The organism is Altererythrobacter sp. BO-6 (assembly GCF_011047315.1).
GTDB lineage: Bacteria > Pseudomonadota > Alphaproteobacteria > Sphingomonadales > Sphingomonadaceae > Erythrobacter.
The window spans coordinates 1,156,299-1,168,022 of sequence record NZ_CP049259.1 but is presented as its reverse complement, the minus strand read 5'-3'; the positions used below and the strand labels follow the sequence as shown (position 1 = coordinate 1,168,022).

Sequence of the window (11,724 nt, the reverse complement as noted above, 5' to 3'; positions counted from 1 at the left end):
CGGCGTTATTCCACCGCTGCCGCCAGGTTCTCGAAACCGGCGACGAAATCCTGCTTGAACTGCTGCACCACCTGACCGGCGGAGGTCACTTCGCGCACCAGCCCCACGCCCTGGCCGACCCAGTAGGAGCATAGCTCGCGCGCTTTCGGATTGCCGTTCACCGCGGCCTTGTCGATCGCGCGCAGCACCGGTTCGCTCAGCAGGCTCATCAGCGGCATCGGCAGCGCGGGCAGGCCCGCCTCGTCCCACATCGCGTGCCAGCCGGAGCGCAGCTGGCGGCTGTATTTGCCGGTGCGATACTTGCTGCGCACCGTGTCGCGGCTGGTCGCGGCGACCATTTTCTCGCGGAACACCTCGTGCGTTTCGGCTTCGGTCGTGGCGAGCCATACGCTGCCGCACCACGCGCCCGCTGCGCCCATCGCCATCATCCCGGCCATCTGCTTGCCGTTCATGATCCCGCCCGCGGCCAGTACCGGGATGTCCGCGCCCGCATCCTCGATCGCCTGCAGCACTTCGGGGATCAGCACCACGGTGCTCACGTCGCCGCAATGCCCGCCGCCTTCGCCGCCCTGTGCCACGATGATGTCGACCCCGGCCTCGATCTGCTTCATCGCATGTTCCTTCGCGCCGACCAGCGCGGCGACCGGGATGCCGTATTTCTTGCCCGCTTCGATCATTGCCGGGGGCGCGGTGCCCAGCGCATTGGCGATCAGGCGGACGGGGTGGTTGAAGCTCACCTCGAGCAATTCCTGCCCCAGCGAGGTGTTGGGCCGCTGCGCGCCGCGGATCGGTTGCGCGGCATCCTCGCCAATGCCGCATTCGCGCAGTATCTGGCGGGTGAAATCGCGATATTGCGCGGGGATCGCGGCGACGATCTCGTCCGCCGTCACGCTCATGTCGACTGCCTGCACTTCGGGGATCAGCACATCGACGCCATAGGGTTTGCCGTCGATATTGTCGTCGATCCAGCTGAGCTCGGTCTCGAGTTGTTCGGGGGTATAGCTGACCGCGCCCAGCACGCCGAAGCCGCCCGCGCGGCTCACCGCGGCGACCACGTCGCGGCAGTGCGAAAAGGCGAACAGCGGGAATTCGCACCCCACCATCTCGGTCATGCGGAACGGCATCGTCTCTCTCCTCTCGCTCGCTTATCTATCCATGGCACCGCGTGCTGCAAGCGCGACCTGTTACATTTGATCCCGATCAAGGTTTGACCTCGCCGGTTGGGGCATAAGTATGAAGGTAGAGGAGGGAGCCTGCATGTCTGACACATTCGATCCGGTGGCATGGAGCGCCACGCTGATGGGCGCATTCGCCATCGCGGTTGCCATCGGCGCGCTGCGCCAGCCGGGGATCTGGGGCAAGATGGTGGACGAGATCGAGCACTCGCCCGCGCTGCAATTGCTGTGCGGCTTTGCCGAACTGTTCATCGGTGCTGCGATCTACCTGCTCAATCCGTGGGATCCGGCTGACCTGCTGTCGATGGTGATGAAGGCAATGGGCGGGCTGATGATGGTCGAGGCGCTGGTGGTGATGGCCATATCCGACCTCTATTTCCAGGCATGGCTCAAGAACCTGGTGGCGATGCAACGTGGCTGGCCGCTGGTGACCCTGCTGGTGGGGCTGGTGCTGCTTGGCGCGGGAACGATGCGCTTCACATAGACCTGGCCGGCCAGGCATTTGATGGTGTCTCCGGTGTACTAATGCATAGTGCAGAGACGGAAATCCGCGTCGATGCCTTATGGATGGCGGCATGGTTGCGCCGTCTGAAATTCTCCGTGCTATCTTCTCCCATTACCAGCCTGGCAGATTCGCTGCGCTGGTAATCGCGCTGCTGCTGGCCGTATTCGCCGGCCAGCCTGCCTATGCGCAATACGAGGCACACCCTTGCCCCGGTGGCCCGGGCGCCGGTGAGGTGCAGGTGGCGGTGGCCCACGATGGCATGCCATTATGTCGCAGAACCGAGCCTGCGGCGCCGCCTCCACCGCCACGGATCTACAATCTCTTCGGTTCGATCGCCTGGCACCCGGACGCGGATGACGTTTGGATGTCCGGCAATTGGGATGGCCCTATCAGCGGGCAGGAGGAAGCCCTGGCCGCGTGCAATGCCGCCATGGGCGGCGGTTGCAGCTCGATAGGAGAATGGCAGAATTCGTCCATGGCGATCGCACGCGACTGGAACGGCAACCTTTGGAAAGGCTGGGGTGCCAATGGCGGAACGGCCCGCAAGGAGGCGCTGAATGTATGCCGGCAGGATCAGCCGATCCCCTGCGAAATCATCGGCACGTTCTCGTCCGGCAAGCGCCGGCATGCGCCGGATCCGGCACTGGCCCGCAAGCGTTATGGGGCGGGGGCCTGGCCTGAGGGTCAGGCATTGCGGTCTGCCGCCTGGATCGCGACCGGTCGTGCCAGCCAACGCGAGGCGACTGACGCAGCTGTTGCGGCATGCCAACAGGCCAATGGTGGCAAACCATGCGTATATGCGGCCGTAACCGGCAACGGCGTTGTTCAGCCATTCATTGCTGAAGCTGGATGGAAATCATTCCTGCCGGGAACCAGCGCCAAGCGCGCGGCAGAAACGGTCAAGGCCTATTGCAGCCAGAAACGTACCAAATGCACCGTGCAAAAATCCTATGACAGCCGTATTCGCGGCGATTTCGTGCATCGGTTCGATCAGTAAGTCTCTGGTGCGGTGACATCGCAATGCGGTTTGAGCATGTCTAGCCGCATCACCCCCACTTTGGTACGTACTAATACGTTGTAATACTGGTCATTCCCTGCTGCGCGCCCCACAAGGCGTTCACGCGCGCAGCGGGGTGTTCCTCGCCTGCAATCCAGAACAAGGCGCAGCGAGGAAACATGGTGGTGGAAGCGCTTCCGGCGGCAATGCCTGCCTGGACCTGTCGACGATACGGTGGGCCGGAAACTCTCGAACTGGAACGAATTCCGCTACCCCGGATCGGTTCAAACACGGTCCTGATGCGCATGCTGGCGACAACGGTATCCTCCGGCGATGCACGAATACGCGGCTGCCGCTTTCCGCCGGGAATGCACTTCCTCGGGCGGCTCGCGCTCGGCTGGAACGGGTTGCGCCGCCCGGTGCTGGGAACCGAGCTGGTCGGCGAAGTCCGCGCAGTCGGATCGGGGGTAACACGCTTCCAACCGGGGGACAGGGTGATTGCTTTCCCCGATACAAGCATGGGTGCCCATGCGGGCTTTGTCGCGATGGAGGAAGGCGGGCTGATCGTGCCCTGCCCGGCCGATATGCCGCTGGAACGGGCCGCCAGCCTCTGCTTCGGCGGGATGACCGCGTTGCATTACCTGCGCCGGGCCGAAATTCAGCCGGGCGAGCGCCTGCTGGTGATCGGCGCCAGCGGCACGGTGGGCAGCGCGATGGTGCAACTTGCCCGTATCGCCGACGCGCACATCACGGCGGTGTGCTCCACTGGCAATGTCCCGATCGTTGCGCCGCTCGGTGCAGACCGGGTGATCGATTACCAGCGCGAAGATTTCCATGCGCTGGGCGAACAATGGGATGTAATCGCCGACTGTGTGGCGGCGAGCGATTTCCGGCGCGTGCTTCCCGTGCTCCGCCCAGGCGGGCGATACCTGCCCATCGCCGGCGGTTTAGGTGACATGCTGGCGCGGCCGCGCAAGGGGCGCAGGTCGATCGCCGGGCCAGCCGCCAGCGACCCTGCGATGCTGGTGCACCTTACCGCCCTTGCGCAGCAGGGGGAATTTGTCCCGCTGATCGAAAGCATCCATTCCTTTGCCCAAATGTATGATGCACACCGCATCGCGGACAGCGGCCGCAAACGCGGCTCGGTCGTGGTGCTAGGCCCGGCGTAACGTTGCGTCACCCTGCGGCTAGCCTGGGGAGCGGACGTCCTCGACCAGTTCCCAGCAATCCTTCGTCGGATAGAACAGCAGGTAGCCGCCGGGGCCGGTCTGGACGAAGGACCCTTCGCCTTCGTTGATTTGTGGATCGTAATCCATCCGCCCGCTGACCCAGTCCACGCGGGCGCGCCCGTCACTCGCAACATTGATGTCCGGCGCGGCAATAACCAGCAATTGCGCATCGCCATCGGCTGCGTCGAATGCGCGGCGGCTGTCGCTGGTGACCCAATAGGTATCGATCATGGTGATCGGGAACAGGTTGCCAGCCAGATAGCGATCGCGCGTGACCGGCTTGCTCGCGCCGGGCTGGCCGTGCTGTACGCTTGCCGCAGTATGGCGGGCGCGCAGGATCGGCGAGCGCGCATATGCCGCAACGAAGCCAGTGAAATCGTTTTGCCGGCATGCGGCCTCCGCCATCTCCAGCAACAATTTGTCGCTTTCGGTCAGCGGACGCTGCGCGTCTTGCGCAGGCGCCGGGGTTGACGCGGGTATGGCATCCGCTCCAGCTTCGGGCGCCGCTCCGCCTGTCGCATCGCTCGCCTCTGCGGCGGGTTGTTGGCAAGCCGCGCCAGCCAGCAGCAGTGCGATCAAGATTGGGTATCGGAAATCGGGCATTTGCACTCTCGCGCTAAATGCCAAGGGTGCATTGCCGCGATGGCCGAAACAAGTGGGCCCGGTGCACTAGTTACCCCGGATGAACATGTTGATCGTCAGCCGCCCCTTGCGCGGGTCGCTCGAAAGCGCGACGGGGTCGGGGATGACACCCGAATGGAGCTGCCGCCCGCGATAGATGATCATGCGATCGGGCTGCGCCTCGACCTCTTCGATCAGTTCGAACCATTCGCTGTCGCCGTGGTAGTAACGCGGCGGGAGCATGCCGAATTCGGCTTCATCTGCGGCCAGCGCATCGAAGAACGCGCTTTCGCGCTGCGGCGTGATCGCTTCGAATCCGGTCCGGCGCTGCCGATAGAAGGCAGTGCCGCCGCTTTCCGGGCCCAGCAGATAGTGCATTATCCCGATTACCCGGTCGCTGGCGTGGTCGTAATGCGGGATGCGCTGCGGCGGGGTAAGCTCGGCTTCGGGCAGGGTGACCAGCGAGAAGGTCGATGCGTCCATCTGCACGCCGCGCGTCAGCCCGAACACTTGCGCCATGATCTGCATCATCAGCGGACGGCGAAGGTCGAGATAGCCCGGTTCGGCCCAGGCCCTGATGCCGGGATAGGCCGCGCCGGCATGCCGGTATTGCGCGGCATAACCCGCTTCGCGCAGTGCCTCGATCCTGCCGCTGAAGCCGTCGATCACCACCAGCGGCTCGCCTTCGCGGCCGATGCGGCGGACGGATACTTGCGGCTCGGGCAGTGTCATCGCCTTACCGAATGGCGCGCGGCTCAAGCGGTGTCAAATATGCGCCGCGTCGCCTTTACCCGGCGCGCGGTTGCGACTAGAAGCCTTGCATCCCCGGGGAGCCTGCTTTGGCTGAGAGGGATGGGTAAGCACCATCCGACCCGTCGAACCTGAACTGACTAACATCAGCGGAGGGAGTGGAGCGGTGCCTGCCAGAAATCCGCTCTCTCGCTGCAAGGAGAGACTTCGCATGGCCGACATCAACAGCCCCATCGAAATCGGCGTCACCACCGGGCCCATTCGCGGCAGCCGCAAGATCCATGTGGGCGCGCGCACCGGAAGTGGCATCCGCGTCGCCATGCGCGAGATCGACCTTGAGGGCGATGAGCCGAGCGTGCGGGTCTATGACACCAGCGGCCCCTACACCGATCCCGCCGTGCAGATCGATATTGCGAAGGGGCTGGAGGCCAAGCGGCGCGATTGGATCCTCGCCCGCGGCGATGTCGAGGAATATGACGCGCGCGAAGTGAAGCCGGAGGATAACGGCCAGTTGGGGCCGGACCGTTCGGGCGGCGTCCCGCCGTTCCCCAATGTCGCCAAGCGCGTGCTGCGCGCCAAACCCGGCATGAACGTCAGCCAGATGCACTATGCCCGCCGCGGCATCATCACGCCGGAAATGGAATATGTCGCCGAGCGCGAGAACCTCGGCCGCGAAATGGTAAAGGAGCTGATCGCCGCCAACCGCGAAGGCGCGCAGAGCTGGGGCGCGCAGATCCCCGATGTCATCACCCCCGAATTCGTCCGCGACGAGGTGGCGCGGGGCCGCGCGATCATCCCCTCCAACATCAACCACCCGGGATCCGAGCCGATGGCGATCGGGCGCAACTTCCTCGTCAAGATCAACGCCAATATCGGCAATTCCGCCGTGGCCAGCGACGTGGCCAGCGAAGTCGACAAGATGGTGTGGTCGATCCGCTGGGGCGCGGACACCGTGATGGACCTCAGCACCGGCCGCAATATCCACGACACGCGCGAATGGATCATCCGCAACAGCCCCGTCCCGATCGGCACCGTGCCGATCTACCAGGCGCTGGAAAAGGTCGGCGGGATCGCCGAGGAACTGACCTGGGAAATCTTCCGCGACACGCTGATCGAGCAGGCCGAGCAGGGCGTCGACTATTTCACCATCCACGCGGGCGTGCGCCTACCCTACGTCCCGCTCGCCGCCAAGCGCGTCACCGGCATCGTCAGCCGCGGCGGCTCGATCATGGCGAAATGGTGCCTCGCGCATCACAAGGAGAGCTTCCTCTACGAGCACTTCGACGAGATCACGGAGATCATGAAGGCCTATGACATCGCCTATTCGCTGGGCGACGGCCTGCGCCCCGGATCCATCGCGGACGCCAATGACGAGGCGCAATTCGCCGAGCTCTACACGCTGGGCGAGCTGACCCACCGCGCGTGGAAACAGGACGTGCAGGTAATGATCGAGGGGCCGGGCCATGTGCCGATGCACAAGATCAAGGAGAATATGGACAAGCAGCTGGAGGTGTGCGGCGAAGCGCCCTTCTACACGCTCGGGCCGCTCGTGACGGACATCGCGCCGGGGTATGACCACATCACCAGCGGCATCGGCGCGGCGCAGATCGGCTGGTACGGCACGGCGATGCTTTGCTACGTCACGCCCAAGGAGCATCTGGGCCTGCCCGACCGCGACGATGTGAAGGTGGGCGTGGTGACCTACAAGCTCGCCGCCCACGCGGCTGACCTCGCCAAGGGGCACCCGGCGGCCAAGGTCCGCGACGATGCGCTGAGCAAGGCCCGCTTCGAATTCCGCTGGCGCGACCAGTTCAACCTGTCATTGGACCCCGACACGGCGGAGCAATACCACGACCAGACGCTGCCCGCGGAAGGCGCCAAAACCGCGCATTTCTGCAGCATGTGCGGGCCCAAGTTCTGCAGCATGAAGATCAGCCAGGACGTGCGCGATTTCGCCTCGAAGCAGAACCAGGGCGCCGACGGGTTCATCGCCAGCATGCAGAGCGGGGCGGAAGCCGCCGCCGCGAGCCGCGAGGCGGCGCTTAAGGGGATGGCGGAGATGGCGGAGAAATACCGCGACGGCGGGGATTTGTATGTCAAGGCCAACAAGGCATGATGCGCGCGGCCATACTGGCGGCGCTGGCAGCGGTCGCCACCAGCGGCTGCTCGATCAAGCAGGACCCCGATCGGGAAGCGGCGGCAGCCGGGGGCGGCGCCACCTATCACGTCTCTGACCTGCCCTATCCCTTCTCCGACGCGGTGGAGGTGGGCGGCGTGCTCTACCTGTCAGGCGATATCGGCGTGAACGACGCGGGCGACGGCGTGGTGCCGGGCGGGGTGGAGGCGGAAACGCGCCGCATCTTCGCGCGCATGAAGCAAAGGCTGGCGCGGCATGACCTGACCATGGACGATGTGTTCAAATGCACGGTGATGCTAGCGGACATGAGCGAGTGGCCCGCCTTTAACGCGATCTATGCCCAGCAGTTCAAGGAAGGCCGCTATCCCGCACGCTCGGCCTTTGGCACGAACGGACTGGCGCTTGGCGCGCGGGTCGAGCTGGAATGCTGGGCGGTTAGGCGGTGAGGGGGGGATGAATTAACTCCCCGGAACCAGCTTTTCCACCAGCGCCCTGAGTTCGCTCGGCGTGGTGTGGCCGGCGACGATCTCGTGATAGCCGATGCCGGCCTTGCGCAGCGCTTCCTTTTTGACCGCATCGCGCGGACCGGCGCGCATTTTTCTCTTGCTATGTCAAAATCATGCGCCTACGCGATCCGTCCCATGATCGAAACGAAGCTCTTTACCACCGCGCGAATGCCTCTCGTCCTCCGACGAGGGTAGTCGTTCGCGCACGCTGCCCATCGGTGCAGCGTAGCTCAGTGGTCAGAGCGCGGCTCTCATAAAGCCGAGGTCGTCGGTTCAAGTCCGACCGCTGCAACCAAACCGATTTTTCCATCAATCATTCGCATGCATCGCTATGCCTGCGACGCGCGCCCCGGTAGCTCAACTGGATAGAGCGTCCGCCTACGGAGCGGAAGGTTGCAGGTTCGAATCCTGCCCGGGGCACCAAGGTGGAGTTGGTCTTGCCGAAGTAGCTCAGGGGTAGTGCGGTAGATTGAAGATCTGCGCGTCGGTGGTTCGATTCCGCCCTTCGGCACCAATTCCTTTCCTACACGCCCCCATCCGTGCCTTAACCTCGTGGATGAGCACGCCACCCGAACACCCCGCCCCCGATCGCACCCGCTGGACCGGCGAGAAGGCCGCAGCATTCCTCAAGGCCCTGGCCCGCAGCGGCAAGGTCGCAGCCGCCGCTCGTAGCGTCGGCATGAGCCGCGAAGCCGCCTATCGCCTGCGTGCGCGGGCGCCGCAGTTCGCCGCGCTGTGGTGCACCGCGATGGCAGCGGCCGAGGCGCAGCGCGCCGCCGCCCGCCGTCGCCGCAAACCCGTGCATCCCCTGCTGGCACGCGAAGTCACACCTCCCCCGCGCGATGTTGACACTCTGGCCCGCCGCGCGTCACACCTTGCCCCCGCACAGTCACACATCCGGCGTGGAAATTGACACTCCCGCGCGCAAAGTCACACTTTTGCGCCCGACAGTCACAGAAAGCCGCTTTTTGCCCCTGGACCGTGTTCCATGTGTTCCATGGGCGCCGGTTTTCGCGGCGCGATGCCGCGCATGGACAGGCCCGCCGCGCTCGATTATCGTCGCCTGACGGGTCGGCTCCTGTTCCTGGGGAGGGACGATCGATGCGCTTCACAACAGTCCGGAATTCGCGATGAGCGGTGCGCCGCCCCTTGTCCGCCCGGCCACGCGCCATGTGCGCTCACGCTATTTCGACAGCGAAGGGTGGGACGGGTTTCCGATCCGCCCCGACGATATCGTCATCTCGACCTATCCCAAATGCGGCACCACCTGGACGCAGCGGATCGTGGGCATGCTGGTGTTCGGCAGCGCCGATCCCTTTCCGGTGCAGGACAGCTCGCCCTGGCCCGATTTCCGCCTGCCGCCGCCCGGCGCCATGGCAGGGCTGGCCGAAACGCAAACGCATCGCCGCTTCCTGAAATCGCACCTGCCCTATGACGCGCTGCCAGTGCACGAAGGGGTCAAGTTCATCCATGTTGCGCGCGACGGGCGCGATGCGGCGATGAGCTTCTACAACCACAAGGCGAATTACACGCCCGATATCGTGGAGGATATGCGCACCAAGCACGCGCAGGATCCCAAATTCGCGGGCACCGAGTTTGCCTATATTCCCGAGAGCCCGACGCAGCATTTCCATGACTGGCTGGATGGCTGGGAAGACCATATGGGCGACGAAGGGGCGGGGTACTGGCACCTTGAGCGCAGCTTCTGGGAAGCGCGGCATGAGCCCAATGTGCTGCTGGTCCATTTCAACGACCTGAAGGCCGATCGCGCGGGCGAGATGCGGCGGATCGCCGAATTCCTGGAGATCGAGCTGCCGGACGAGGTCTGGACCGACATTGTCGAGGCGGCGGGGTTTGAGGCGATGAAAAGCAAGGCTACGGACTTGCTGCCCAATGCCGGCACGATCTGGAAAGGCGGAGGCAATACCTTCCTCAACAAGGGCACCAATGGCCGCTGGCGCGATGTCTATCGGGCGGAGGACCTGGCGGAATACGAGCGGCGCGTGGCGGCGGAGTTCAGTCCCGCGCTCGCGGCGTGGTGCGAACATGGCCGGCTGGTGGCGGGCGATCCGCGCAGCCTGCCCGATTGAGTGCGGGGTGCGTGCTGGATTTGGCGGCAGCATATGCTATGCCTGCCGGCGGGGTCGCTCCTGGAACAGGGGGGAAGGCCGCTCATGCCTAATCACGGATACATCATTTCGCGCCGCGCATTCACTGCGGGGGCCATTGCCAGTGCGGCAGGGGCCAGCCATGCGCTGGCGCAAACCATCACCACGCCTTCGCCGATCGGCCCGTTCTTCCCGGCCCATTATCGCGGCGAAACCGATGCGGACCTGACGCGGATCGGCATGAGCGCCGAACGCGCGCAGGGGCAGGTGATCGAAGTGATGGGTCGTGTCCTTGACCGGCACGGCAATCCGGTCAGCGGGGCGCGGCTCGATATCTGGCAGGCCAACCACTTCGGCAAATACGCCCATCCGCAGGATACATCGGATTTGCCGCTCGACCCCAATTTCCAGGGTTTCGCCCGGATCAACACCGGCGCGGACGGTAGCTGGAAGCTCACCACGATCAAGCCGGGAGCCTATGGCGACGGGGGCGGACAGCGCACGCCGCATATCCACATGGATGTAAGCGGCAGTTCGGCGCGCAACATCTACCAGATGTATTTCCCGGAAGAGGCCGAGGCGAATGCGCGCGACGGGCTTTATCGCCGCCTTGGCAATGGTGCCCCAACCTCGCTGGCGAACGCGCTGGGCGATTATCGCTATAGCTGGGATATCGTGCTGATCGAGGGGTAGCGGGTCAGGCGCGCGCCGGGCGGTGCGTCCAGGCGAGGCACAGCAGGCCGGTGATCAGCAGGACGCTGTATTCCATGCCGTTGCGCCCGGCGCCGACCACGAACCAGCCGAACGGCAGGTGGACCATCACCATGCCGACGGCCAGGATGGCGGCGTGCAGCAGCGCCAGCGGGGCGACCAGCCGCCCGGCCAGGATCAGCGGCGGGCCGACCAGCTCGATCAACGTCACCGCCAGCGCCACGGCATATCCGAACGGCAGGCCTTGCGTGCCCAGCCACTCGCCGAACAGGCCCACGCCCAGGCCCAGCTCGCCCGCGAAGGCCCGGTGCAGCCCGTGGATGAAGATCAGCACTGCCAGCACGCTGCGCAGCGCCACCAGCGCCTGTACGGACGCCCGTGGATCCGGTGCAGTCGCTTGCAGCGCAAGCAGCCTTCTGGCGGTGAATTCGGGTTGCTCTGCCATCGTGTCTCTACCCCCGGTTGGAAATTTGATGGCAGACTAGCGCGAAATGGCCGCCACGAAACTTCGTCGCGATGTAGCGGTACATCTCCGGAGAAATCGCTGGATTTGCGCACTTCCATTCCCATCTTGAGGTAAGAGAAGACATGATGAGAGGAGCAGGTCGATGCAGTTCCAGTTCAATTCCGACAGCAGTGTGATGGGCACGGAAAATGTCGCCGAGCGGATCGAGGCGCAGGTGCGCCACAAGCTTGAACGGTTCGAGGATCGCCTGACCCGGCTCGAAGTACATGTCAGCGATGAGAACGGACGCAAGGGTGGCGGTGATGACAAGGCCTGTACGATCGAGGCCCGCCCGCGTTCGGGCAAGCCGCTGGGAGTTACCGCACATGCCGCCGATGTCGACAGCGCTGCACGCCAGGCCGCGACCACACTGGCACAGCGGCTTGACCGCCATTTCGGTAAGGCGGAACGCCATGGTCACGACCCGCGGCCCGATAAGGTGATGTGACGCGGCAGATCGCACTTGCTGCGCGCTCCCGG

At 64.7% G+C, this 11,724-nt stretch carries 14 protein-coding genes, 3 tRNA genes and 1 riboswitch; of the genes, 12 read left to right on the top strand and 5 right to left on the bottom strand.

The annotated features are described in order from the left end of the window. Positions 1 to 5: 5 nt before the first annotated feature. Positions 6 to 1,124, bottom strand: a complete 1,119-nt coding sequence (locus tag G6N82_RS05675) for a nitronate monooxygenase (protein ID WP_165194600.1) — start codon at positions 1,122 to 1,124, stop codon at positions 6 to 8. Positions 1,125 to 1,257: 133 nt separating this feature from the next. On the opposite strand from G6N82_RS05675, the gene G6N82_RS05670 reads away from it, so the two are divergent. From G6N82_RS05670 to G6N82_RS05660, 3 genes are all read left to right on the top strand, one after another. Next, the gene (locus G6N82_RS05670; RefSeq protein ID WP_165194598.1) at positions 1,258 to 1,659 is read left to right on the top strand and encodes a hypothetical protein; all 402 of its coding nucleotides are present in this window, start codon (positions 1,258 to 1,260) and stop codon (positions 1,657 to 1,659) included. A gap of 79 nt (positions 1,660 to 1,738) precedes the next feature. Further along, positions 1,739 to 2,677: a DUF4189 domain-containing protein gene (locus tag G6N82_RS05665; RefSeq protein WP_165194596.1), complete on the top strand. Its 939-nt coding sequence runs from the start codon at positions 1,739 to 1,741 to the stop codon at positions 2,675 to 2,677. Positions 2,678 to 2,862: 185 nt separating this feature from the next. Next, the gene (locus G6N82_RS05660) at positions 2,863 to 3,846 is read left to right on the top strand and encodes an NAD(P)-dependent alcohol dehydrogenase (protein ID WP_165194594.1); all 984 of its coding nucleotides are present in this window, start codon (positions 2,863 to 2,865) and stop codon (positions 3,844 to 3,846) included. Positions 3,847 to 3,864: 18 nt separating this feature from the next. Here the strand turns inward: G6N82_RS05660 and G6N82_RS05655 are convergent, their stop codons facing one another. Both G6N82_RS05655 and G6N82_RS05650 read right to left on the bottom strand, forming a co-directional pair. After that, a complete protein-coding gene (locus G6N82_RS05655; RefSeq protein WP_206520303.1) occupies positions 3,865 to 4,509 on the bottom strand; it encodes a hypothetical protein in 645 nt (214 codons plus the stop codon). 66 nt (positions 4,510 to 4,575) lie between these two features. Next, entirely contained in the window at positions 4,576 to 5,259 is a 684-nt protein-coding gene (locus tag G6N82_RS05650; protein ID WP_165194590.1) for a DUF6445 family protein, read from the bottom strand. An 84-nt stretch (positions 5,260 to 5,343) separates the two neighbouring features. Continuing rightward, positions 5,344 to 5,453: riboswitch (TPP riboswitch) on the top strand. A 35-nt stretch (positions 5,454 to 5,488) separates the two neighbouring features. Here G6N82_RS05650 and thiC point away from each other — a divergent pair. Further along, a complete protein-coding gene (thiC, locus tag G6N82_RS05645) occupies positions 5,489 to 7,393 on the top strand; it encodes a phosphomethylpyrimidine synthase ThiC (RefSeq protein WP_165194588.1) in 1,905 nt (634 codons plus the stop codon). Further along, positions 7,390 to 7,860 (top strand): RidA family protein, encoded by a 471-nt coding sequence (locus G6N82_RS05640; RefSeq protein ID WP_206520302.1) that lies wholly within the window; start codon positions 7,390 to 7,392, stop codon positions 7,858 to 7,860. The genes thiC and G6N82_RS05640 overlap by 4 nt, the downstream gene beginning before the upstream one ends. A 12-nt stretch (positions 7,861 to 7,872) precedes the next feature. On the opposite strand, the gene G6N82_RS05635 is transcribed toward G6N82_RS05640, so the two are convergent. Then, a complete protein-coding gene (locus G6N82_RS05635; RefSeq protein WP_165192547.1) occupies positions 7,873 to 8,010 on the bottom strand; it encodes a hypothetical protein in 138 nt (45 codons plus the stop codon). Positions 8,011 to 8,139: 129 nt separating this feature from the next. On the opposite strand from G6N82_RS05635, the gene G6N82_RS05630 reads away from it, so the two are divergent. The 6 genes from G6N82_RS05630 (at position 8,140) to G6N82_RS05605 (ending at position 10,721) form a co-directional block, all read left to right on the top strand. Then, positions 8,140 to 8,215, top strand: a tRNA-Met gene (locus G6N82_RS05630). A 51-nt stretch (positions 8,216 to 8,266) separates the two neighbouring features. Next, positions 8,267 to 8,343 (top strand) — tRNA-Arg (locus G6N82_RS05625). 16 nt (positions 8,344 to 8,359) lie between these two features. Continuing rightward, positions 8,360 to 8,434 (top strand) — tRNA-Phe (locus G6N82_RS05620). 42 nt (positions 8,435 to 8,476) lie between these two features. Further along, positions 8,477 to 8,833, top strand: coding sequence for a hypothetical protein (locus G6N82_RS05615; RefSeq protein WP_165194586.1), 357 nt, complete (start codon positions 8,477 to 8,479; stop codon positions 8,831 to 8,833). A 217-nt stretch (positions 8,834 to 9,050) separates the two neighbouring features. Next, positions 9,051 to 10,010 (top strand): sulfotransferase domain-containing protein, encoded by a 960-nt coding sequence (locus tag G6N82_RS05610; protein ID WP_165194584.1) that lies wholly within the window; start codon positions 9,051 to 9,053, stop codon positions 10,008 to 10,010. 84 nt (positions 10,011 to 10,094) lie between these two features. After that, complete coding sequence (locus tag G6N82_RS05605) at positions 10,095 to 10,721, top strand: protocatechuate 3,4-dioxygenase (protein WP_165194582.1); 627 nt, start codon at positions 10,095 to 10,097, stop codon at positions 10,719 to 10,721. Between the two features lie 4 nt (positions 10,722 to 10,725). Here G6N82_RS05605 and G6N82_RS05600 read toward each other — a convergent pair whose 3' ends face one another. Continuing rightward, entirely contained in the window at positions 10,726 to 11,184 is a 459-nt protein-coding gene (locus G6N82_RS05600; protein WP_165194580.1) for a DoxX family protein, read from the bottom strand. A 163-nt stretch (positions 11,185 to 11,347) separates the two neighbouring features. Between G6N82_RS05600 and G6N82_RS05595 the strand changes: the two genes are divergently transcribed. Beyond that, positions 11,348 to 11,692 (top strand): HPF/RaiA family ribosome-associated protein, encoded by a 345-nt coding sequence (locus G6N82_RS05595; protein ID WP_165194578.1) that lies wholly within the window; start codon positions 11,348 to 11,350, stop codon positions 11,690 to 11,692. Positions 11,693 to 11,724: the final 32 nt, after the last annotated feature.